The 22277-nt window shown below is 60.3% G+C and carries 21 protein-coding genes; 15 read left to right on the forward strand and 6 right to left on the reverse strand.

All coding sequences use genetic code 11. The annotated features are described in order from the left end of the window. The first annotated feature begins 246 nt into the window (after window positions 1-246). The 9 genes from L0U84_RS29005 (at window position 247) to L0U84_RS29045 (ending at window position 8950) form a co-directional block, all read left to right on the forward strand. Window positions 247-936, forward strand: coding sequence for a TetR/AcrR family transcriptional regulator (locus L0U84_RS29005; protein ID WP_233855308.1), 690 nt, complete (start codon window positions 247-249; stop codon window positions 934-936). A 636-nt stretch (window positions 937-1572) separates the two neighbouring features. Beyond that, window positions 1573-2838 carry an NAD(P)/FAD-dependent oxidoreductase gene (locus L0U84_RS29010; protein WP_233855317.1) on the forward strand — a complete coding sequence of 422 codons (1266 nt, stop codon included), beginning with the start codon at window positions 1573-1575 and terminating at the stop codon, window positions 2836-2838. 64 nt (window positions 2839-2902) lie between these two features. Continuing rightward, the gene (locus tag L0U84_RS29015; protein WP_233855319.1) at window positions 2903-3232 is read left to right on the forward strand and encodes a cupin domain-containing protein; all 330 of its coding nucleotides are present in this window, start codon (window positions 2903-2905) and stop codon (window positions 3230-3232) included. A 14-nt stretch (window positions 3233-3246) separates the two neighbouring features. Continuing rightward, window positions 3247-4647, forward strand: a complete 1401-nt coding sequence (locus L0U84_RS29020) for an amino acid permease (RefSeq protein WP_233855321.1) — start codon at window positions 3247-3249, stop codon at window positions 4645-4647. 25 nt (window positions 4648-4672) lie between these two features. Further along, window positions 4673-5755 carry a 4-hydroxyphenylpyruvate dioxygenase gene (gene hppD / locus L0U84_RS29025; protein ID WP_233855323.1) on the forward strand — a complete coding sequence of 361 codons (1083 nt, stop codon included), beginning with the start codon at window positions 4673-4675 and terminating at the stop codon, window positions 5753-5755. Continuing rightward, window positions 5755-6294 carry a VOC family protein gene (locus tag L0U84_RS29030; protein WP_233855325.1) on the forward strand — a complete coding sequence of 180 codons (540 nt, stop codon included), beginning with the start codon at window positions 5755-5757 and terminating at the stop codon, window positions 6292-6294. The genes hppD and L0U84_RS29030 overlap by 1 nt, the downstream gene beginning before the upstream one ends. Beyond that, complete coding sequence (fahA, locus tag L0U84_RS29035; protein WP_233855327.1) at window positions 6291-7613, forward strand: fumarylacetoacetase; 1323 nt, start codon at window positions 6291-6293, stop codon at window positions 7611-7613. The genes L0U84_RS29030 and fahA overlap by 4 nt, the downstream gene beginning before the upstream one ends. A gap of 22 nt (window positions 7614-7635) precedes the next feature. After that, window positions 7636-8301 (forward strand): CoA transferase subunit A, encoded by a 666-nt coding sequence (locus tag L0U84_RS29040; RefSeq protein WP_233855329.1) that lies wholly within the window; start codon window positions 7636-7638, stop codon window positions 8299-8301. Then, window positions 8291-8950: a 3-oxoacid CoA-transferase subunit B gene (locus L0U84_RS29045; RefSeq protein ID WP_233855331.1), complete on the forward strand. Its 660-nt coding sequence runs from the start codon at window positions 8291-8293 to the stop codon at window positions 8948-8950. The genes L0U84_RS29040 and L0U84_RS29045 overlap by 11 nt, the downstream gene beginning before the upstream one ends. Here L0U84_RS29045 and L0U84_RS29050 read toward each other — a convergent pair. Then, window positions 8947-9624, reverse strand: a complete 678-nt coding sequence (locus L0U84_RS29050) for a TetR/AcrR family transcriptional regulator (RefSeq protein WP_233855333.1) — start codon at window positions 9622-9624, stop codon at window positions 8947-8949. The genes L0U84_RS29045 and L0U84_RS29050 overlap by 4 nt on opposite strands. A gap of 195 nt (window positions 9625-9819) precedes the next feature. Between L0U84_RS29050 and L0U84_RS29055 the strand changes: the two genes are divergently transcribed. Further along, a complete protein-coding gene (locus tag L0U84_RS29055; protein WP_233855335.1) occupies window positions 9820-10872 on the forward strand; it encodes a porin in 1053 nt (350 codons plus the stop codon). 18 nt (window positions 10873-10890) lie between these two features. Further along, window positions 10891-11565, forward strand: coding sequence for a maleylacetoacetate isomerase (gene maiA, locus L0U84_RS29060; RefSeq protein ID WP_233855337.1), 675 nt, complete (start codon window positions 10891-10893; stop codon window positions 11563-11565). A 447-nt stretch (window positions 11566-12012) separates the two neighbouring features. Here maiA and L0U84_RS44260 read toward each other — a convergent pair whose 3' ends face one another. Further along, window positions 12013-12357, reverse strand: coding sequence for a topoisomerase DNA-binding C4 zinc finger domain-containing protein (locus L0U84_RS44260; RefSeq protein ID WP_442794088.1), 345 nt, complete (start codon window positions 12355-12357; stop codon window positions 12013-12015). A 402-nt stretch (window positions 12358-12759) separates the two neighbouring features. Between L0U84_RS44260 and L0U84_RS29065 the strand changes: the two genes are divergently transcribed. Beyond that, window positions 12760-13701, forward strand: a complete 942-nt coding sequence (locus tag L0U84_RS29065; protein WP_233855339.1) for a LacI family DNA-binding transcriptional regulator — start codon at window positions 12760-12762, stop codon at window positions 13699-13701. Between the two features lie 421 nt (window positions 13702-14122). Then, window positions 14123-15292, forward strand: a complete 1170-nt coding sequence (locus L0U84_RS29070) for an MFS transporter (RefSeq protein WP_233855341.1) — start codon at window positions 14123-14125, stop codon at window positions 15290-15292. Window positions 15293-15570: 278 nt separating this feature from the next. Here the strand turns inward: L0U84_RS29070 and L0U84_RS29075 are convergent, their stop codons facing one another. After that, window positions 15571-16140 (reverse strand): thioredoxin family protein, encoded by a 570-nt coding sequence (locus L0U84_RS29075; RefSeq protein ID WP_233855343.1) that lies wholly within the window; start codon window positions 16138-16140, stop codon window positions 15571-15573. Between the two features lie 360 nt (window positions 16141-16500). Between L0U84_RS29075 and L0U84_RS29080 the strand changes: the two genes are divergently transcribed. Beyond that, the gene (locus tag L0U84_RS29080; protein ID WP_233855345.1) at window positions 16501-18273 is read left to right on the forward strand and encodes a cytochrome c biogenesis protein DipZ; all 1773 of its coding nucleotides are present in this window, start codon (window positions 16501-16503) and stop codon (window positions 18271-18273) included. A gap of 141 nt (window positions 18274-18414) precedes the next feature. Here L0U84_RS29080 and L0U84_RS29085 read toward each other — a convergent pair whose 3' ends face one another. Further along, window positions 18415-19347: a LysR family transcriptional regulator gene (locus tag L0U84_RS29085; protein WP_233855347.1), complete on the reverse strand. Its 933-nt coding sequence runs from the start codon at window positions 19345-19347 to the stop codon at window positions 18415-18417. 142 nt (window positions 19348-19489) lie between these two features. Between L0U84_RS29085 and L0U84_RS29090 the strand changes: the two genes are divergently transcribed. Continuing rightward, window positions 19490-20413 (forward strand): LysR substrate-binding domain-containing protein, encoded by a 924-nt coding sequence (locus tag L0U84_RS29090; protein WP_233855349.1) that lies wholly within the window; start codon window positions 19490-19492, stop codon window positions 20411-20413. 85 nt (window positions 20414-20498) lie between these two features. On the opposite strand, the gene L0U84_RS29095 is transcribed toward L0U84_RS29090, so the two are convergent. Then, the gene (locus L0U84_RS29095) at window positions 20499-21953 is read right to left on the reverse strand and encodes an NAD(P)(+) transhydrogenase (Re/Si-specific) subunit beta (protein ID WP_233855351.1); all 1455 of its coding nucleotides are present in this window, start codon (window positions 21951-21953) and stop codon (window positions 20499-20501) included. Next, window positions 21954-22274: an NAD(P) transhydrogenase subunit alpha gene (locus L0U84_RS29100; protein ID WP_233855353.1), complete on the reverse strand. Its 321-nt coding sequence runs from the start codon at window positions 22272-22274 to the stop codon at window positions 21954-21956. Window positions 22275-22277: the final 3 nt, after the last annotated feature.

A 22277-nucleotide genomic window follows, 5' to 3' on the forward strand; every position in this document is an offset into this window, starting at 1 on the left:
AATGAAAGTTGGTGCGCGGGCGCAGCCGACACCTCAACTATAGAAAAACAATAATTTATTATTACTAGTGTTTATACCTACCTCTCGAAGACTGCTGCGCGGGTCAGTCCAGGAAAACGCACAATCGCAAAAAAGGGTTCAATCCAGCATGCGGATCATCGACACCGCATGGTTTTGAAGCGGATGGGGATTGCGGAACCGAGAAGTATTTATTATTGTTTTCGTCTAACTGAACAGGCGATAACCATGGACGCACCCTCGAAACCGAAACGTACGCGAACTCCGCAAAGCGAACGCATCGAAGCGACGCAGCGCAAGATCATCGAATCTGCACAACGGCTCCTTCGCGAAGAAGGCTTCAAGAGCGCGACGCTGCAAAAGATCGCGCGCGGAGCCAACGTCTCACTTGGTGCTTTGCAACACCACTTTGAAAGTCGGGACGCGCTGATGGAACGCCTGGTTGACGAAGCCATGGCGCCCTTGAGCGACCATGGTGGGGTATGGCCGGATCTCGCTCTGCCATTGCGTGAGCGGGCGGAAGCATTCGTACTGCAGGCATGGAAGCAGATCTTCGGTGCGCCCAGTTACCTTACGGCGTGGAGCCTGTTCTTCGGGTGCAAGGCCACACCGTCGATTTTCAGTGGGATCGATGCCAAGCGGGCGAGTGAGGACAAGAAGTTCTTTTCGCTGTTTCTGGCGACGTTTCCCGAGCTTGAGAAACATCATCCACATCCGAAAGGCTTCACTGCCTCGGTGTTTTCTACGCTACGTGGCATTGGTGTATTCGAGCTGTTTGATGTCTCGTCGACCGAAAAACGCGAAGAGCTGCAGGCCCTCGTGGAAACCATCGTGCGGGCGTGTTCACCAAGCGTCATTGAGGCTCCCACGGCGAAGTCGAAAACGCGCCAGCCGCGTAGGGTTGCGGCTCCGGACTAGAGCTTTCGGGATGCCGCCTACTCGGCAGTGGCCCGAGCATTCCCGAAACGGATTGCAATACCAACAAGTACGCGTGCCCGACTCAGACGACGTGCGTCGAATTGACAAGCAGTCGAAGGCGAATCTCTGCGCACTGATTGTGCCGCCCGCGCAGCCACCCCTCGCCCGCAGTCCACGACGTCAGGCTCTCCTATAAGGCTGCCAAAAGCCGCGGCCTGCCCGGCATCCCCCCGAGCGTACGTACGACGACCTTGTCGTAAGTGGCCTGCCCTTCGGGCGACCGCAGCCCATTGACTGAACGCCCCAGTCCTCATCGTCGCGATCCAACGGATTCTGCATCCCCAGCGCGCCGCCATGCCGTCCCCGCGGCCTCCGACGATGGCGCCTTTAAATCGATGCAAAGCGCCCGTTGGTACGAGCGTCTCGCCCTTGTGATCGGGCGGCTCGATGCAAAACGCACGTTACAATAAACAATAAACGTATATTGCAACTTGCGTTTTTCTGTTCTAGACTTCGGTCCATGGAGTCGAGCTAATCCATTGATTTAACAGATTTTTAAGGGTTTTCACCTAGATCATGAGACGCCCCGTTGACCGTGCCCCTGCTGACGACAAAACGAACGGATGGAGCGGTTTGTTGCGCCCTCGTACGCCTCAACCGTCCCTTTCTGGCGAGCAGGTATTCGACTATGTCGTCGTGGGCGCGGGATACGCCGGCCTTGCCGCCGCTCGCGCGCTTGCATTGAAAAGCCCCAAGGCCTCCGTCGCGGTTATCGAAGCTGGGGTCGTAGGCGAAAACGCGTCGGGCCGTAACTCCGGCTTCGCCATTGATCTGCCGCACACATCGGGAATTTCAGCGAAATCGGTTGAGGAAGGACGTGCGGCTATCCGGATCGGCCGCTTCGCGCTGGACGAACTGGATGGTCTGATCCAACGGCACGGCATCGCTTGCGACTGGGAGCGTCGCGGACGCTATCACGCCGCGGTCACTCTAGAAGTCGCCGACAGCGCGCTCAAGACGTATGCGTCAAATCTCGATGCCTGGAAAGAACCGTTTCAATGGCTCAAGCGTGACGAACTCGAGGAGCGCCTCGGAACGCGCTATTACGGCGATGCGATCTTCACGCCGGGCACCTATCTGCTGAACCCGGCCGCCCTGGTGCGTGGGCTCGCGGACAGCCTGCCGACGAACGTGACGCTGTTTGAGTGCTCGCCCGTCACTGAAGTCGAGTTCGATGGTCCCTCGCCTTATGTAAAGACGGCACAGGGCGGCGCCCGTTTCGGGAAACTGATTCTGGCGGTAAACGCGTTCTCGCAGTCGTTCGGCGTCTATCAGGAACGGCAGGTTCCGGTGCTTCTTTTTGCGAGCCTCACGACGCCGCTGTCTGACGACCAGATGGCGAAGCTCGGCTCCGAAAAATCGTGGGGCATCACGCCGGCGCACGGCGTGGCGGGCTCAACGCTACGCTTGACGCACGACAGGCGCCTGATGATCCGTCAGGGCTTCGAATATTCGCCGACATTGCGTACGACCGAAGCGCACCGGGACGATGCGCGACAGACACATCAGGAGTTGCTCGCTCGCCGCTTTCCCCAGCTCGAAGCACTCGAAATCGAGCACTTCTGGATGGGCTGGCTCGCGGTGTCACAAAACCACGCCCCAGCGTTCGGGCAGGTTCACGAAAACGTATATGCGACATCGTGCTGCAACGGCTCGGGCATCGTGCGTCACACGGCGTCGGGCATGCTCATCGCCGATCTGGCACTCGGACATGAGAACCCGCTAATCGACGACTTCCTGGTGCAAGGCACCGCCAATTACATCCCGCCGCGGCCCATTCGCGACGTCGGCATAAGACTCACGATCTCCTGGGATACATGGAGAGGAAGGGGCGAAAGGTAGCTTGAACACGCCATGCGAATAACATGCTTCAGCGATTATTTAGTATTACTACAGGAGACGTACAGTGAAGAGCATCAGACTGATTCAGGGAAATGACATCAAGACCGCCGATCGCGGCGGCGCAACGAACGGCGTCGCAGAAATTTCATGGGCGATCGGCGATAACGAAGGCGCAGCACTGCCCTGCGGATTTGGCGCCTGGGACGAGGCCGCGTGCGAACCGAAGACCTTGGGCTACGATGAAGTCATTCTCGTTCTCGAAGGCACGTTTGGCGTCGCGTCAACCGACGGCGAGCGTGTGGAAGGCCGTGCCGGCGACGTCATCGAACTGACGAAAGGCACTACCGTGAAGTACTTCGGCAGCAAAGCAAAGCTGTTCTTCGTGACGAACTAACAGGGGACGACATCATGCATAGCGCCTCTCCATCAGGACATCTCCAGCGTCGACTGAAGAACCGTCATATTCAGCTCATCGCGCTGGGCGGGACTATCGGCACCGGCCTGTTTCTCGGCTCGGCAGGCATTATCGAACTTGCGGGCCCCGGGGTCATCCTGGGTTACGCCATCGGTGGCCTGATCATCTTCTGCATCATGCGCTTCCTCGGCGAAATGCTGGTCGAAGATCCGAGAGCCGGTTCATTCAGCCATTTCGCCAATCGTTACGTGTCGCATTTCGCCGGGTATCTGTCGGGCTGGAACTGTATCGCCCTGTATGTGCTCGTCGGGATGCTCGAACTGACTGCCGTCGGTAAATTCATTCAGTTCTGGTGGCCGGGAATACCGACCTGGGTAACGGTCGCCGTGTTCTTCGTGCTGATCAATGCGGTCAACTTCATCAACGTCAAGATTTACGGCGAGTTCGAGTTCTGGTTCGCGTTGATCAAGATTGTCGCGGTGCTTGCGATGATCGTCGTTGGCTTCTACCTCCTTGGGACGACGCATAACCCGAATCAGAGCATCAGCAATCTGTGGTCTCATGGCGGCTTCCTGCCCCACGGCCTTTCGGGTCTGGGTATGTCCTTCGCCTTCATCATGTTCGCATTCGGTGGCGTCGAGATGCTTGGCTTCGCCGCGGCCGAAACCGATGAGCCGCGCAAGGTGATCCCGAAAGCGATCAATCAGTTGGTCTATCGCGTACTGGTCTTCTATATCGGTTCGATGGTGGTCCTGCTGTCGCTGACGCCGTGGAACACGCTCGTCGCCCAGCTCCAGGCAGGCGGTGGTACGTACAGCAGCAGCCCTTTCGTGCTGGTCTTCTCTGGCATCGGCGAGCGCTTCGCCGCAAACATCCTCAACTTCGTGATTCTGACGGCGACGCTGTCCGTCTATAACAGCATGGTCTACAGCAGCAGCCGCCTGCTTTACGGCATGGCACTTGAAGGCAACGCGCCGAAATCGCTTATGCAGGTCAACAAGCGCGGCGTGCCGGTGCGTGCCATCGTATATCCCGGCATCGTCACCGCATTCTGCATCGTGCTGAACTATGTGGCGCCCGCAGGTGTGATCGAGCTGCTCATGTCCCTGATCGTCGCGGCACTCGTCATCACGTGGGTCGTCGTCATCGTGGCGCATATGAGCTTTCGCAAGTCCAACAAGGAGAATGGCGTCAAGACCCGTTTCCCCGCACCCTTTGCACCGTTCACAAACTACCTGTGTCTGCTGGCGATGGCCGTCGTTGTCGTCGTCATGCTGATGACACCGGCCATCCGCGTGTCGGCTATCGCGATTCCGATCTGGATTGCCATCGTCTACGTGTCGTATCGCCTCGTTGCTCCGAAGGCGCTGCATGTTCCGGTCGACGTCGCCTGAATTGAACCTTTAAAGGAATTTAGCCATGACTGATCTTTTCGATAATCCGATGGGCCTGATGGGCTTCGAGTTTGTTGAGTTCGCCTCGCCCGTTGCGAACGTCCTCGAACCTGTGTTGGAAAACCTCGGATTCACCCTGGTCGCCAAGCATCGTTCAAAGGACGTGGTGCTGTATCGCCAAGGCGACATCAATTTCATCGTGAACCGTGAGCCGCACAGCCCGGCGGCGTACTTCGCAGCCGAACACGGACCGTCGGCTTGTGGTCTCGCGTTCCGGGTCAAGGACTCGCACAAGGCGTATGCGCGTGCGATCGATTTGGGCGCCCAGCCGCTCGAGACGCCCACCGGCCCGATGGAACTCCGTCTCCCGGCAATCAAGGGGATCGGCGGTGCGCCCCTGTATCTGATCGACCGTTTCGAAGATGGCCAGTCGATTTACGACATCGATTTCGAGTTTCTCCCCGATGTCGACCGTCGTCCAAAAGGTCACGGTCTAAAGCTCATCGACCATCTGACGCACAACGTCTATCGCGGACGCATGGCGCATTGGGCAAGCTTCTACGAGAAGCTCTTCAACTTTCGCGAGATTCGCTATTTCGACATCTCGGGCGAATACACCGGCCTCACCTCCAAGGCAATGACCGCACCCGATGGCAAGATCCGGATTCCGCTCAACGAAGAGTCGGCGAAGGGCGGCGGCCAGATCGAGGAGTTCCTGCTGCAATTTAACGGAGAAGGCATTCAGCACGTTGCCTTGCTGACGGACGATCTCATCTCGACAGTCGACAGTCTGCAGATGGCTGGCGTGCCGCTGATGACCGCACCGAACGAGTACTACTACGAGGCAGTCGAGACCCGCCTGCCGTCGCATGGTCAGCCGATTCCGGAATTGCAGGCGCGTGGCATCCTGCTCGACGGCACCACGCAAGGTGGCCAGAAACGCCTGCTGTTGCAGATCTTTTCGCAGCCAACCTTCGGTCCGGTCTTCTTCGAATTCATCCAGCGCGCGGGCGACGAAGGCTTCGGCGAAGGCAATTTCAAGGCCTTGTTCGAATCGCTCGAACGAGATCAGATTCAGCGTGGCGCGCTCAAGGTGGAGAACGAATAGTGAAAATCGACCGCATTCACCACGTCGCGTATCGCTGCCGAGACGCAAAGGAAACGGTGCTCTGGTACAACCAGATGCTGAATATGGACTTCGTGCTCGCGATCGCCGAGAACCAGGTACCTTCCACCAAGGAACCGGACCCGTACATGCACGTGTTTCTCGATGCGGGCAACGGGAATGTGCTGGCCTTCTTCGAGCTTCCGACCCGCCCGCCGATGGGACGCGACCCGAACACGCCCGAGTGGGTTCAGCATATTGCGTTTCGCGTGACGGACCGTGCCGAACTGCTCGAATTCAAGACGCATCTGCAAAGCAATGGCGTCGAAGTGCTTGGCGTCACCGATCATGGTGCATTCCATTCCATCTATTTCTTCGATCCCAACGGTCACCGCGTCGAACTCGCATGTCCGGACCCGGACGAGGAAGAAATGATCCGCAAGCTGGACTCGGTGAAGTGGGACATGCTCGAAGAATGGTCGCGAACGAAGCGCGCGCCGCAGCATGCCGCGTTCCTGCACGACCGGGAGTTCGGGAAATGATCGACGCGACGCATGACCCTGAACTCAGGAGTTGGGTAGCATCAGCCAACGACGCACAGACCGATTTTCCCATCCAGAACTTGCCGTTCGGCTCGTTCCGTCGGCGGGGCACTGAGGAACCTCATCGCATCGGCGTTGCCATCGGCGATCAGGTCCTCGATTTGCGGCTGGCGTCGGAATGCGCCGCGTGGCCCGAAGACGTTGCCAGGGCGCTCGCGCCATTGGCTGCGGGAGATCTCAATGCTTTCATGGCGATGGGGCAGAAGACGCGCGCGGACTTGCGGCGCGCGCTTTCGGCCGCCCTGGCTGAGGGCAGCACCCAGCAGCGCACGTTGCGGGAATGCCTCGTGCCGCAAGCGGACGCTGTGATGGCACTGCCCTGCCGTATCGGCGACTACACGGACTTTTACATCAGCGTCCATCACGCGACGACGATCGGCAAGCAGTTTCGTCCCGACAATCCCCTACTGCCGAACTACAAGTGGGTGCCTATCGGATACCACGGCCGCGCCTCGTCGATTCAGCCGAGCGGACAGGCTTTCCATCGACCTATGGGCCAGATTAAAACGCCGGACACCGACGCGCCCGAACTCGGGCCGAGCGGGCGTCTGGACTATGAACTGGAGATGGGCATCATCGTCGCGGCTTCGAACTCCCAGGGCCAGCCGGTCCCGATCGGGCACGCCGAGGAACACGTGTTCGGCTTGACGCTGTTCAACGACTGGAGCGCGCGCGACATCCAGGGCTGGGAGTATCAGCCGCTCGGGCCGTTCCTGTCGAAGAACTTCGCATCGACTCTCTCGCCGTGGATCGTGACAATGGAGGCACTTGCACCGTTTCGCTGTGCGTTCAGCCGTCCGGAGGGCGATCCGCAGCCTTTGCCCTATCTCGATTCACGAGAGAACCGCGAAGCAGGCGCGATAGACGTTCAGCTCGAAGTCTGGATTCAGACCGAGGCCATGCGGCATGCCGGCCATGCGGGCGATCTGTTGTCGATGTCGAATCTAGCTGACGCATATTGGAACGTCGCACAGCTGGTCGCGCATCATACGGTCAACGGATGCAATCTCAATCCGGGCGACCTGCTCGGCACGGGAACGCTCTCAGGACCGAAGCCCGAACAGGCCGCATCGTTGATGGAGTTGACGGCGAACGGAAAACAACCCCTCAAACTCTCCAATGGCGAAGAACGTCGCTTTCTGAATGACGGCGACAGCATCATCCTGCGAGGCTATTGCCAGCGCGCGGGCCAGCGCCGTATTGGATTCGGCGAATGCCGCGGCACGGTCCTGCCCGCCCGCGACTCCCACTTCGTCTGATAGGGCCGCCGAAGGAGATACGATGGGCAAGACCTGTAACGTGGAAGAGGCAGTCGGTTGCATCCCGGAGGGTGCGACGCTGATGATCGGCGGGTTCATGGGCGTGGGTACGCCTCGGCGCCTGATCGATGAGCTGGTGCGCCAGGGACGTCGCGGCTTGACCGTTATCGCTAATGACACAGCGCGACCGGGCATCGGTATTGGCCGCATGATCTCGGCGGGCCTGGTTAAGCGTCTCATCACCAGCCATATCGGAACGAATCCCGAGACGCAGCGACAGATGCTCGCCCATGAGATCGATGTTGAACTCGTTCCTCAGGGCACGCTCGCCGAACGGATCCGCGCTGGCGGATATGGACTCGGCGGTGTGCTCTCCCCAACTGGCGTGGGCACTGTGGTAGAGGACGACAAACAGACACTCGAAATCGATGGACGGCTGTTCCTGGTGGAACGGCCGCTGCGCGCCGAGTTCGCGCTCATCAACGCGTGGCGCGCTGATCACATTGGTAACCTGACCTACGCGTTGACCGCACGCAACTTCAACCCGCTAATGGCGATGGCCGGTGGAGTCGTCATCGCAGAGTCGAAAGAAATCGTCCCGACGGGTGTCATCCCACCCGACGATGTCATGACGCCCTCAGTGATCGTCGATCGGCTGATTGGTAGGGAGCGGAATAATGAACGATAAAACGCTGATCGCTACACGTGTTGCGCAGGAACTTCGTCCCGGATACCTCGTAAATCTGGGTATCGGCCTGCCGACGCTGGTCGCGGCAATAGTGCCCAGAGACGCCAATATCTTCTTTCAGTCGGAGAACGGCATCGTCGGCATGCACGCCATTCCCGAAGAAGGTCTTGAAGCCGAAGACCTGACCGATGCGGGGGGAAGCCCCATCAGCGCTTTACCCGGCGCGGCAACCTTCGACAGTGCGATGTCATTCGGCCTGATCCGTGGCGGCCATCTCGACGTCACCGTGCTCGGCGGCCTTCAGGTCGATCGTCTGGGGCGCCTTGCGAACTGGATGGTTCCGGGGGACATGGTTCCAGGAATGGGTGGAGCGATGGACCTGGTAACCGGCGCGCGACGGGTCGTCGTCGCGATGATGCATACGGCGAAAGGCAAGCCCAAGATCGTCGAGCGCTGTACGTTGCCGCTGACTTCTCAACGACGGGTGGACCTGATCGTGACCGAACTTGCCGTCATCAGGCCCTCGGAGGAAGGACTTGTGCTGCAGGAGCTCGCCCCCGGCGTCGATGTGGCCAGCGTCCAGCGCGCAACAGACGCACAGCTGATTGTGCCGGCCGACGTTGCAACAATGCGCCTCGATTCGAATTAGGCAAGCGTCTCGCGCGAATCCGTCCGCACGGCCCTAGCATTACCCGCGTTGACGATCATCTGTACGACGACATCGAGTTGCAACGATGTTGCCTGCTCATCGATCCCGAAGATACGCATCACGGACAGACCACGCAACGCAGCGAATACGACCGCCGCGAAGTGCTCTGGCTGTGAATGCGTCCTGGCGATCTCGGGAAAGACGGTTACGAAATGCTGGAAGAACAAGGGATCGTGCTTCGCCCGATGGGCACTGATGCGCTCGAACAACTGAGGAGAAGTCCTGCACCCAAAAAAAAGACTCCAGGCCGCCACGTAACTCGGCGGTGCATAAACCTTGTCCCAGGCGGCCTGTACGAACCGGCTCGCGCGTTCTTCGAGTGGCACATCCGCAGCGTTCTCGGGCCACACGGAGCCTAGCGCACCGAGCGGCTTCATGACCTCATCGACGACGTGCTCCATCAGTGCTGTCCGGTTTCCGAACTGATGCTGCACCGCACCGAGCGTGACCTTTGCGCCATACGCGATGTCTTGCAGATTGGTCTCCTGGAAGCCGACTTTTTGTAGGAGCCGGATCGCCGACGCGATGATCCTTTTTTGCGTCGTCTCGCTCCGCTCGGCTTGCGTGCGCCGTTTGGGCTGGGACTTCGCAGTCGGTGACGTCGCTGATTTCATGACGGTTCTCGCATGTTGCAATACACGATTAATGTTAAATCCATTTTACACAGGTGCTTGCGCGAGAGCGCACATCGGATCCGTGACCCGCAAACTCGTTCCGGGGGCCACATCCGACTGAATCGGTTCGCCGGCTATTAGGAAATAGTTGGCTCTTTTTTTAGTTATTACTCTTCCATAACGTTAGGATAACAAATGAAAGTAAAAATCATTGCGGTAACTTGCTTTGCGTTGTGCTGCGGTTCTGCATTCGCACAGTCATCAGTGACGCTTTACGGCCTGATGGATGCAGGCATCACTTACACGAACAATGTCGTGACGCCGGCCGGCCACGGATCGAACGTCCAGTTCGTGTCCGGGTCGTCACAAGGCGATCGCTGGGGACTGAAAGGCAGCGAAGATCTTGGCGGAGGGCTAAAAGCGGTGTTCGTCCTCGAGAACGGATTTCAGCTCGGCACCGGTGCGCTAGGCCAGGGAGGACTCATGTTCGGACGTCAGGCATACGTGGGCCTGGTGGGTCCGTGGGGAACGCTGACCTTGGGCCGCCAATATGATTTCATCGGTGATAACTTCTGGGCCTATGCGATGGGCGCCATGTCGCCCGCTGGTCTTCTTGCGTGGAGCTTGCCCGCGTACGCAGCCGGGGGATACACGCTCGACAATCGCATCTGGGGCGACGAAGTCAACAATGCGGTCAAGTATCAATCGCCGACGATCGGTGGATTCACCTTCGGCGCGATGTACGGCTTCGGCAACGTGGCGGGCTCGCTCGGAACCAATAGTTCCAGCAACTTTATGATCAGCTATGGGAACGGTCCGTTCAGCGCCGCGCTCGCCTACATGTCGATTCACAACGCGACGCCTTCGTCGAACTCTACCGAGTATGCGGGCGGCGCATCGTATGCCATCGGAAAATCTACGCTTTTTGGGAATATCACTGATGTGCAACTGACGGGAGGAGACCGTCCTCGCGCGACGACCTTCGATGCCGGCGCGAGCTACGCGTTGTACTCTGCATTCAACCTCGCGGCCGCATTCCAGTATCAGAAACGAAACAACGATCTGGGAAGCGCCAATCAGGTGATCGTGACGGCGGACTACCTCCTCTCCAAACGGACCGATGTCTACATGGTTGCAACGTTGGGCCACGATCACGCTTTTGGCGCACAGGTTCAGGCAGCTTACGGCGCCCCATCCAGCTCGGACGTCCAGACCGGCGTTCGCGTCGGCATCCGTCACCGGTTTTAACCTTGGGAGCCTAACGTTATGGACAACAACGTTACCCTCTATGACTATTTCCGGAGCTCCGCGTCGTTTCGCGTACGAATCGCATTGAACCTCAAGAATGTGGTCTTTGACACGATTCCGGTGCATCTCCTGCAAGATGGCGGCGAGCAGTTCAGCTCGGCATACCGCGCGATCAATCCAGCGCAAGCCGTCCCGACGCTGTTGGTCAGAGAAAGCGAAGCGATCCCGATTGCTCAGTCGCTTGCGATCATTGAATACCTGGATGAGACCTACCCGCAGCCGCCTTTGCTGCCAACATCCGCAACGGATCGGGCATACGTGCGATCCGTCGCATATCTCATCGCATGCGATATACATCCTCTCAACAACCTGAGGGTCCTCAAGTATCTTCAGACGACTTTCGGCGCGGACGAGGAACAAAAAAAGACCTGGATCGCAAACTGGATATCGAGCGGGTTTTCTGCGCTCGAGAAAATGTTCTCAACGAGTCCCCACACGGGACGTTTGGTGTACGGCAACCGGCCCACGGTAGCAGATGTCTGCCTGGTGCCGCAGGTGTGGAACGCGCGTCGGTTCGGTGTTCCTCTCATTGCTTACCCAACGCTTGTGCGTATCGCTGATGAGGCTGCATCGCTGAAAGCTTTCACCGAAGCCGATCCCTCTGTCGAGCAAAGACGGCGGACCGAAGGGTGACCGCCCGGATATTCGCCGTGCATGAGCAGTTGCAACCTTTGGACGCGTGAGCACTTACCGGAAACGTTCCGCGGTGCGTCCTTTAAGCGTTGGAGACTGATCAGCGTTCGCTGCATCCGCTCGGCTCCGAGCCTTTTTCTCGCCCCGCCGCCGATCCGCCACCGCGTCCGTCACAACATCGGAATCAATCAATGACCGAATGATCCCCAAGCTTGCAAAAAGGGAAAGTCCTTATAGGTTGCTTCCGGCTGGAGCGGTTGCCGGGCGGGGCTTGCACCCGCTGGAAAGCGCCACCTTTTCACGGCGCACACCCAATCCGGCCATTCTCTCCAGCAGGCGTAGGCAAGAAAAACGCACCTCATGCTGTCGGGAGCAGGCCACACCACGCACCTAGTGACGGTCATTTCGTCACGAGAGGCACGGAACTCGGCGGCTCAGCCTTCCTAGCTAGGTGGTCGACTGACTCGATATGTTCGACGTCGCCCTGCAGCCTGCACGAAAGCGCGAACATCCAAGGAAAAGACCATTTCGACCGTTCCTCTGCTGCTGCACGCCGTGCCCGCAGATCAGGCAACTGTCGCCGGCTTTTACCGGCTCGCGGATGCGATACGACTGATCCATGTCTTGCCTGTGCGCCGCGCTGTCCTGCTCGGTCGCCTTGCGCTTGTAATCGCAGGCAGGAAATCGGCTGCAGCCATAGAACGCTCGGTGCTTGCCTGACTTCAATTGCAGAACACCACTCCCGCACCCCGGGCACGACTTCAGCGGTTCGCAAAGTACGCGTTCACCGATGTGAGAGTCGCCGCTCCCGAGCCGGCTCGGGCGAACGGCCGGTTAGCACCGTGCAGCCGCCCGATCAGGGTCGGTAGCTGAGGGTCTGCAATGGCCGAACCGCTGCCCCTGAGAAGCCGACTTGGATGACTGGACCCCGCAGTTACCCGCCGTTGCCCGCCTGAGAGTGCGACGCCAGCGGCGGGTCGCGGGAGTGGCCATCCACCAGCAGTAACACCTGGCATCCGCGGCCGCCGAGAGGCGAGTGTCAGAGGCTTGGAGATACCCAGTTGTAGTGCCACACCCATTGAAAGGCCTGAGTCAAGGAGAGCCCCTTCCCCCTTCGACCACGCGGACCGAAAAGCGCTGATCAGATGTGTGTGGCAGACGGGTGCTATCCCGCCACGACCCGGCGTCACCGGAATGACGGTATCGCGCACCCTCAAACGGCCTGAGCTCGTACGTGAAGAGACGCGGCAACGCGTGCTCGATGCCGTGCGCGCCACCGGTTACGTGCCGAACATGCTTGCGGGCGCGCTGGCTACGAACAGGAGTCATCTGGTCGCGCTACTGTTGCCGACCATCGCGACGTCCATCTTTACGGATATGGTGCAGGCCATGATGTCGACGCTGGGCGCGGCCGGCTACCAGACGTTGCTCGGTTTGACTGACTACCTGCCCGAGCGCGAGGAACAACTCGTGGAAACGTTGCTCGGGCGGCGACCGGACGCCATCGTCCTGACCGGCACGGACCATTCGCCGCTCACGCGCGAGCGGCTGCGCAAAACGAAGGTGCCGATTGTGGAAATATGGGATCTGACCGACGACCCGATCGACATGCTGGTCGGTTTCTCGCATGAAGCCGTCGGCAGCGCCGTTGCGCGTCATCTTCTGCAGAAGAACTATCGACGCTTCGCCGTCCTGTCGGCCGACGATCCTCGGGGCCTGCGGCGGAGTATGAGCGTTATCGATGAGTTAAAGCGCCATGGCGTAGGCGATGTACCACTGGAGGTTATGCCCGCTCCCGCGACTCTGCAAACCGGGCGTGAAGGGTTTGTCCGCCTGCTGGAAAAAGGCTTGCCCGACGTTATTGCGTGCAGTACTGATACTCTTGCGCAGGGCATTCTCGCCGACGCTGCCAGGCGCGGTATCGGTATTCCACAAGACGTCGCCGTCATGGGCTTTGGCGACCTGAGTACCGCCGCGCATGTCCATCCTGCGCTTTCAACGGTACGTATAGACGGCGCAACGATCGGACGACTGGCTGCCGAGGCGCTATTGGGCAGACTCGGCATGCAGCAGCCGTCGCCTCCCAGGTTGCGTGTAGACACAGGGTTTGCAATAGTCGACCGCGAAAGTGCCTGACGGCCCCACCGTTCGGCGAGCGGGCCAGCGATAGTTTTTGCCCCCGGCTGCGGACGACTGCTCAGGCGCGTCAAGCAGTCGCCTGGCTGACGCTTTGCCGGTGGCAAAGAACGTCGCCCTGTGGCCGACTGTACGCTCTCGACTTACCGCGCCGTAAGCTCACGTTCGAATATATTTCCTTGCGCCATCGGCAGCTTTGAGGCGGCGTCGCTCAGCGGGTATTACCGGCCATCAACAGTCGTTCGTCTCGCTGAAGCCAGTCCACGGCTCAGCACGCGCGAGACCGGTGAGCTTCTGCAGACCGGTCTTTGGCCGCTGAACGCGCCTCGCACTGCACGCCCTTAACCGTCATGCGATCATGAGAAGCGGAAGCATCCACTCGCACACGCGCCCGCTTTTGTCGGTGTCACGGACATCCACTATGCGCCCATTCAGCGCCCTTTTCGTGCTTGTCGGTACCTTGCTCACGGCATGCGGGTATGGCGCGACCTTTCTCTTTTCTATGCACTTCCGGACCCTCGGCGGGAATGACCTCGATACTGGAGAGGCGCTCGCAGGGGCGATGGTCGGCACCTTTATCGGCGTGCCGCTCGTCGGATGGTTCGCTCAGCACATCGGGGCCGCGCGCATGACCGCTCTCTCAGCACTATGCGTTGGCATGGCTGTCGCAGGTTTCGCGTTCTTCGGGCGCGTGAGCCCGTTCAACGTGGTGCCCGGGTTCCTCATGGGCTTCGGCTGGGGCGCCTTCTATCTGGCCGCGCCGATGTCGTTGGCCGAGCGCACAAGCGATGCGAATCGCGGCCGCTGGTTTCTCCGTCTCGGCACGTTTCAGATGACAGGCATGAGCGGCGGTCCGGCTCTCGCGGCGTTCACGATTCGCTACTGGCACTGGACGGTCGGCAGCGTGCTCTACATGATCGGCGGCCTGTGCGTGATCGCAGCGCTCATGCTGGAGATCTTCGGCCGGGTCGCGCCGCGAACGCACGCCTCGCCGGTGCAGGAACGATGGCTGCGCGACGCCCGCGCGATCTTCCGTACGCGCGCCGTTTATCCGATTGCCATGATCGCCTTGGGAACCTGTGTGTTCTCGGGGTTGATGACGTTCCAGATGTCGATGGTTAAAGGGACTCGTGCGCAAGCGAGCACGTTCTTCAGCGTCTACACCGTTACGGTCGTGGCAACACGATGGCTGCTCGGGCAGTTCGTGATCAAGGTGCGTCGCGAAGTCGCCACGAACGTGCTGCTCGTGCTTATGCTGCTCGGTATCGCGGCGATGGTCGGGGTGCCGTATCACGTGTTGTTCCATTCGGCCGGCGCGGTGTTGCTCGGCACCGGGTACGGGCTCGTCTATCCGATCATCCAGACTCAGGCCGTCAACGATTCCACTGCAACGTATCGGCACGCCACGCTAACGTGGTTCGTCACGTCATATTTCATCGGCGTGTTTGGCTTTCCGGCGCTCGGAGGTTGGGTGCTGGTCCATTGGGGCAAGGGCGCGTTGCTGACGCTCGTCGCCTTGTGTGGACTGACGGCGCTGCTGCTCGCGATGGTGCGGGACAGGCGTGGCATCGATGCGCAATCGAACGTATGACGAAACAGCCCCGATCAAAAAAATAACCGGGGAAACTCCAGACAGGATGGCGCCGAAAGCCGTCGGCGCATTGCCGAAGCGGCAATAGAGCATGCCGGAGCGTTCCTGGATAACTGGCATGGCAAGCTGGTGTCTGATGATTACGGTGGCTACAAGGCTTCGCTCACGTAGATCGGTGCGACGTAACTGGTCAAGTGTGGCAATCGCTCGCGGATCACCCTCTGGCGTTGACACCATCCTGTGCGGTGAACAGCCTGCCGCTGCGGCAGGCCGTGACTTCAGCTTCGCTTGTCGCCGATGCCAAGCAGACCGCGGATCGTCTTTTCCGTCTCTGCATAGTTCCCTTCGCCGAAATGGGAATAGACCAGCCGGCCTTGCTGATCGAACAGATAGAGCGCGGGCCAATATTGATTGCCGTACGCATTCCAGGTTGCATATTGGTTGTCCTGCGCAATCGGATACTCGATGCCGAAACGCTTGACCGCGTTCTGCAGATTTTCGGTTTTGTGCTCGAAAGAATATTCGGGTGTATGCACGCCGACAACCACCAGCCCCTTGTCGTGATATCGCGCATACCAGTCCTTGACGTACGGAATCGTGTGCGCGCAGTTGATGCAATCGAACGTCCAGAAATCGACGAGCACCACCTTGCCACGCAACTGCTTCATATCGAGGGGCGGGCTATTGATCCAACTAGTGATCCCCGTGAAATCTGGCGCGGGTGCTCCGGTCCGCATTGAGCTTGAGTTGGACTGACCGATTTCGCCTCCGGCGTAAACGACGCCGGCCAGTAAAGCAGCACCGGCGAGCGCGGCAGTAACAGTGAAAATCTTCAGACGATCAAACATGACGGTTTCTCCAATCGTTCATCATTTGAGCTATTGGAGCGCGTCAACGTATCTCGCATATGTCCACCACCGGCTGATATGCAAGGTCGTGTGTCTGCATGTCGCTCAGGTACATTGAGATACAAAGCCGATCGCTACGCTGCGCCGCACCCCCATGCTGACACGGCAGGTAGCGGCCGAGGTTTTGTATCAGTGTGTGTCCAAGGCGGCGGCCGATACATGCCGTTGCGCAATTGCACCGTTCCTGAAATCTTCCCGATACATGAGAGCGCTGAAATACGGCACATGGCCTGGTATGCCGGTTGGCACCGGCGTTCGAGGCCGGTCCATCCAACCGTCTGCTCTCGGGATACAGATCTCATGTTACTTATTATCATTGCATTTCTGGGGGGCGCGTTCACCATCCTGAGCCCCTGCATCCTGCCCGTCGTGCCGTTCGTGTTTGCGCGCTCCGACGCTCCGTTCGCCACGGGTCGTCTGCCTATGCTTCTCGGCCTCGCGGGAACCTTTGCGCTGGTGACCGGACTCGGTGCCGCGGGCCTCGCCGGGGCCGCGCAACTGAGCGAATATGGGCGTTGGATTTCGCTCGCGCTCTTCGCCGGGTTCGGTGCGACGCTGCTGTTTCCGACGATCGCAGCAAAGCTGTCTCGTCCGTTGTCCGCGCTTGCCGACCGCATGATGTCGCGCTCGCAAGGTCATGGCGCGACCCGCCAGATCGGCTCCGCAGTGTTGCTCGGCGCGGCGACCGGCCTGTTGTGGGCGCCATGCGCGGGACCGATCCTTGGCCTGATCCTGACTGGCGCTGCGCTGCATGGCGCGACCTGGCGGACCGGGGTTGCCCTTGCCGCCTATGCCGTCGGCGCCGCGAGCTCGTTGGCAGTGGTATCCGGGCTGGGCAAGCGATCGCTGGATCTGCTCAAGCGTTCGTTCGGCGTCGGCGAAGGGCTACGCCGCGCCATGGGCGCGCTCGTCCTGCTCACGGTGGCGGCAATCGCATCGGGCCTGGACACCCGAGTCCTTGCGTACGTGCCGGGTGCCCCGACGAATGGCCTGGAGAGCAGCCTGGTCGCGCTGCTCGCGTCGAGTGAACCGGTGCGCAAGGTGCGGCAACCGGTGAGCATGGTGCAGCCTGGCCGCATCATCCGTGTGTCGATGCCAGCCGCGCTGCCAGTCGAGGGGCGCCTGCCTCCGCTCGACGGCGCGACCGCGTGGCTGAACACAATACCGCTTTCCAGCGATGCGTTACGCGGCAAGGTGGTGGTGGTCAACTTCTGGACGTACTCCTGCATCAACTGCCTGCGCACCTTGCCGTATCTGAAGACATGGGCGGATCGCTACCGCAATGACGGCCTCGTCGTGATTGGCGTGCACACGCCGGAGTTCGGCTTTGAGCACGATACAGGCAACGTCAAGCGGGCGCTGACGGACCTGAACATCCACTACCCGGTTGCGATCGATAACAACTATGGGATCTGGCAGGCTTTCGGCAACCAGTACTGGCCGGCGTTCTACATCGTCGATGCACAAGGACGCATCAGATATCACCACTTCGGCGAAAGCAGCTATGGCGAAGCGGAGCGGGCCATCCAGCAACTGCTGGCCGAAAACGGCCACGCGATGCCCGGCGGCAATCCGCAACAGGTGCGGGCGACAGGCGCGCAAGCTGCTGCAGATCCGGCAGACATAGGCTCGGAGGAGACCTACGTGGGTTACCGGCAGGCGCAGGGCTTCTCATCGCCGCAGCGCGTGAATGCGGATGCCACAGCGGCATACACGGTGCCCGCGCAATTGTCGATCAACAACTGGGGGCTCGCGGGTCACTGGAACATCGGGGCCGAATCCGCCGTACCGACCGCGCCGAACGCGCGGATCGCGTTTCGCTTCCACGCCCGCGACCTGCATCTGGTGTTGGGGCCGACTGCGGACGGCAAGCCCGTGCGCTTCAGGGTCACGGTCGACGGCAAGCCGCCCGGCGACGGGCACGGTACGGACGTCGCCAGCGACGGGACCGGCACGGTGACGAACGCGCGTCTGTATCAACTCGTGCGTCAGCGTGGTCCGGTGGAAGACCGGACGTTCGAAATCGAATTCCTCGACTCAGGCGTGCACGTGTTCAGCTTCACATTCGGCTGACCGAAGCGGTTGCCTGGCACCGCCTCTACCCCATGAAAGACAGAATCTGAACCCCTGAAACCCAGACATTTCAATCTGGCCGGAAAGCGGACATTTGAATATCGCTTTGACAATGGGGGGCGGCCGCAAGTTTGTGCAACGCTAGGCTACCGGCGATCTCACAGCGGGCCGGGAAGCCATGATGTGTTCCGTCAGTGCCTTCTGGAACGGCGACAGCACTTTGTCACGCCGGTGAATGAGAAAAAGCGGAACCGACATCTCCAGCCCGGGCGTCTGCACGACCTGCAGTTCGCCGCGTTCAACGTCCAGCCGGATTGCGGACTCGAGAAAGAAGCACAAGCCCAGGTCGCGTTTGACCGCGTGCTTCTGCGATTCCGGATGGCCAAACTCGAGGATCACGTTGCGGGTCTCGATCCCATGTTCACGCAGTTGCGCTTCCTCGAGTTCGCGACGAACGATATGACGTGGCGCGCTGATGAAAGGTAGCGTGGCCAGCTCATTGGGCTGCGCGACGGGGCCGGTCAGCTTGCTGCCTGGCGCGCTTGCCAGCAGCAACGCCTCTTCCCACAGCATGTATACGGTCAGACCATCCCGGTTCTCGGACGGATGCATGACGAGCACCGCGAAATCGCACGCGCCGGTGCGTACCGCGTCCAGCGCCGCCTGCGGGTTCGAGTTCTCGATGCTGACCAAACCCTCCTGATGGGCTGCATAGAAGTCGGAAACGACTTCCGGCAGTAGATAAGAGCCGGGTGTCATGGATGCGGCAATGACTGCGCTGCCGGCGGGGCTATCTTCGAGACCCGACAACTCGCGCTCCATCTCGCGCGTGCGCGTGAGGACGTCATTTGCCCATTTGTACACGCGCTCCCCGGCTTCGGTGAGACCGATATTGCGGCCGACGCGCTTGACGAGCGAGACGCCGAGCTTGGTCTCCAGGCTGCGCAGATGGGCAGTGACGACCGGCTGCGCGACGCATAGCCGGTCGGCCGCGCGGGTCACACTCTGCAGTTCTGCGACAAGGCAGAACACTTCGAGCTTTTGCAACGTGAAATAAGGGTCGAACGTGCGCACGCCGTGTGTCTCCCAAACCATAGCCACACGACTATAGACGGCGGCCTAAATATATATTTGAAGTATATATTGGCTAACTCTAAGATTCACCCACTACTTAGAGTGACTCTCTCAACCGTGCCCTGATAATTCGAGGGAACGCATGGATCGGATGGCCAGTGTTACCTCCTTTGTCCGCGTCGTCGAGACCGGCGGCTTTACAGCGGCGGCGCGCCGACTCGATCTGTCGACGACGACGGTCAGCAATCATGTTCAGGCGCTCGAAGACAGCCTCGGTGTGCGTCTGTTGAACCGCACCACACGCAGCGTGGGTCTGACCGAGATCGGCCGCGAGTATTACGAGCGCTGCTCGCAAATCTTGCAGGAGCTGGCGGAAGCCGACGAGATTACCAGCGCGATGCAGGTCACTCCGCGCGGCCGGCTGCGGCTGCGTTGTCACCAGGCACTGGAACAGTCCGTCGCGCCCATCGCCGCCCGTTTCGCCGGCGATTACCCGGATGTCTCGCTGGATTTCCGGACCGATGCCGTGGTCATCCCCATCGACCCTGCGCGGGAGGGATTCGACCTGTCGATCATGCCGGCATCCCCTCCTGATTCGACTCTGATAAGACGGACCCTGGCGAGATGGAACTATGTGCTGTGCTGCGCGCCCGCCTACCTCCAAACGCATTCCACGCCCCGGAGCCCGGCCGACCTGGCCGACCATAACTGCCTGCTCTACGCCTATTCGATCTACCGTGACGAATTTCATTTCGTCGACCCGGAGGGCAATCCAACGAGCACGCGCGTGTCAGGCAACCTCGTCACTGCCAGCATTACCGTGCTGCGCGCGGCTGCCGCTGCCGGACTCGGATTGTGTCTGTGCCCCCCGTTCGTCGTTTCCGATCTCCTCGCGTCCGGCGTGCTGGTGCCGCTGCTACCCGACTACCGAACCCAGGAACTGGAAATCGTCGCGCTCTACCCCCATCGGCGACAGTTGAGCACAAAGGTCCGGCTGCTTCTCGATATGCTGGTCGAGCGGTTTGCCGACGGGCAACGCTGGCTTGAAGCGATGCCCGGCTGGTAAGGCGGGAGCTGGCGTTTTACGGTCGCGCGAAGAACCGCGGCCAGCTCACTCTCGGCGCCCGCCGGTGTTTGCGCGCTGCCGCTCGTCACGCGGCGGCCTTCACCATGTCCTCGATCACCTTCTTCGCGTCGCCGAACACCATCATCGTCTTGTCCATATAGAACAAGTCGTTGTCGAGCCCCGCGTACCCGGCAGCCATCGAGCGCTTGTTCACGATGATCGTGCGTGCCTTGTACGCCTCGATGATCGGCATGCCCGCAATCGGCGAGTTCGGATCGTTCTTCGCCGCCGGATTCACGACGTCGTTCGCGCCGAGCACGAGCACCACGTCGACCTGGCCGAACTCGTTATTGATGTCCTCCATCTCGAACACGCGGTCATAAGGCACTTCGGCTTCCGCGAGGAGTACGTTCATGTGCCCCGGCATGCGGCCCGCCACCGGATGGATGGCGTAGCGCACTTCTACGCCCTTTTCCACGAGCTTGTCGGTGAGCTCCTTCAGCGCGTGCTGTGCGCGTGCCACTGCGAGGCCGTAGCCCGGCACGATCACGACCGATTCGGCATTGCCGAGCATGAACGCGGCGTCGTCGGCCGAACCCGACTTCACCGGCCGCTGGTCCTGCGCGCCGCCCGTCGTCAACGCGCCCGTCTCGCCGCCGAAGCCGCCCAGCAGCACGTTGAAGAACGAGCGGTTCATCGCGCGGCACATGATGTACGAGAGAATCGCGCCTGAAGAGCCGACGAGCGAGCCCGCGATGATCAACATGGCGTTGTTCAGCGAGAAGCCGATGCCCGCCGCCGCCCAGCCCGAATACGAGTTCAGCATCGACACGACAACCGGCATGTCCGCGCCGCCGATCGGGATGATGATAAGCACGCCGAGCACAAACGCGATCGCCGTCATGACCATGAACGGCGGCCACGACTGCGTGAGGTAGAACAGCACGCCGCAGGCGATCATGCCGAGCGCGAGCACCAGGTTGATCAGATGTTGGCCTGCATAGACCACAGGTGTGCCCTGGAAGAGCCGAAACCTGTATTTCCCCGAGAGCTTGCCGAACGCGATCACCGAGCCGCTAAAGGTGATCGCACCCACGAACGTACCGATGAAGAGTTCGATGCGGTTACCGTAGGGAATCAAGCCCGGATACAACGCGTCCCTGGCAACGAGGCCGAATGCTGCCGGTTCCAACACCACTGCATACGCGATGCACACCGCCGCGAGACCGATTAGCGAATGCATGGCCGCGACGAGCTCGGGCATTTTGGTCATCTCGACGCGCCTGGCGACGTATGCGCCGAGGCGGCCGCCGATCACTAGCGCGCCAATCAGCAGCCCTAGGCCTAGCTTGAGATTCGAGTCAAACCGAGCGGAGTTCGTCACGATCATCACAAGCGTAGTCTGGATCGCAATCACCATGCCGGCTATGCCGAACACGGCGCCCGCGCGCGCGCTCTTCGGATTCGAAAGGCCCTTGAGCGCCTGGATGAAGCAGACCGATGCCACCAGATAAAGCAGCGTAACCACATTGATGCTCATCTATGCGCCCTCCTTCACTGCAGCCTTCTTCGGTTCCTTCTTGCGGAACATCTCGAGCATGCGCCGCGTGACGCGGAACCCACCGACCACATTGACGGCTGCGAGCAACACGGCGAACGTGCCGAAAAGCTTGGCTGGCATGCCGACGGTCAGGCCAGTGGCGAGCATAGCGCCGACGATCACGATTGCCGAGATCGCATTGGTCACGGCCATGAGCGGCGTGTGCAACGCTGGCGTGACATTCCAGACCACGTGATAGCCGACGTACACCGCAAGCACGAAGATGATTAGATCAATGACGGTATGGCTGACGATTTCCATCGC

Origin of the sequence: Paraburkholderia sp. HD33-4, from assembly GCF_021390635.1 — a bacterium.
Taxonomy (GTDB): Bacteria; Pseudomonadota; Gammaproteobacteria; order Burkholderiales; family Burkholderiaceae; genus Paraburkholderia.

Excerpts from the sequence above, each read along its gene's own strand:
- L0U84_RS29005 (WP_233855308.1), top strand. The coding sequence starts at position 247 with ATGGACGCACCCTCGAAACCGAAACGTACGCGAACTCCGCAAAGCGAA.
- L0U84_RS29020 (WP_233855321.1), top strand. The coding sequence starts at position 3,247 with ATGCATAGCGCCTCTCCATCAGGACATCTCCAGCGTCGACTGAAGAAC.
- hppD (WP_233855323.1), top strand. The coding sequence starts at position 4,673 with ATGACTGATCTTTTCGATAATCCGATGGGCCTGATGGGCTTCGAGTTT.
- fahA (WP_233855327.1), top strand. The coding sequence starts at position 6,291 with ATGATCGACGCGACGCATGACCCTGAACTCAGGAGTTGGGTAGCATCA.
- L0U84_RS29040 (WP_233855329.1), top strand. The coding sequence starts at position 7,636 with ATGGGCAAGACCTGTAACGTGGAAGAGGCAGTCGGTTGCATCCCGGAG.
- L0U84_RS29045 (WP_233855331.1), top strand. The coding sequence starts at position 8,291 with ATGAACGATAAAACGCTGATCGCTACACGTGTTGCGCAGGAACTTCGT.
- L0U84_RS29050 (WP_233855333.1), bottom strand. The coding sequence starts at position 9,624 with ATGAAATCAGCGACGTCACCGACTGCGAAGTCCCAGCCCAAACGGCGC.
- L0U84_RS29055 (WP_233855335.1), top strand. The coding sequence starts at position 9,820 with ATGAAAGTAAAAATCATTGCGGTAACTTGCTTTGCGTTGTGCTGCGGT.
- maiA (WP_233855337.1), top strand. The coding sequence starts at position 10,891 with ATGGACAACAACGTTACCCTCTATGACTATTTCCGGAGCTCCGCGTCG.
- L0U84_RS29065 (WP_233855339.1), top strand. The coding sequence starts at position 12,760 with ATGACGGTATCGCGCACCCTCAAACGGCCTGAGCTCGTACGTGAAGAG.
- L0U84_RS29070 (WP_233855341.1), top strand. The coding sequence starts at position 14,123 with ATGCGCCCATTCAGCGCCCTTTTCGTGCTTGTCGGTACCTTGCTCACG.
- L0U84_RS29075 (WP_233855343.1), bottom strand. The coding sequence starts at position 16,140 with ATGTTTGATCGTCTGAAGATTTTCACTGTTACTGCCGCGCTCGCCGGT.
- L0U84_RS29080 (WP_233855345.1), top strand. The coding sequence starts at position 16,501 with ATGTTACTTATTATCATTGCATTTCTGGGGGGCGCGTTCACCATCCTG.
- L0U84_RS29090 (WP_233855349.1), top strand. The coding sequence starts at position 19,490 with ATGGATCGGATGGCCAGTGTTACCTCCTTTGTCCGCGTCGTCGAGACC.
- L0U84_RS29095 (WP_233855351.1), bottom strand. The coding sequence starts at position 21,953 with ATGAGCATCAATGTGGTTACGCTGCTTTATCTGGTGGCATCGGTCTGC.
- L0U84_RS29100 (WP_233855353.1), bottom strand. The coding sequence starts at position 22,274 with ATGGAAATCGTCAGCCATACCGTCATTGATCTAATCATCTTCGTGCTT.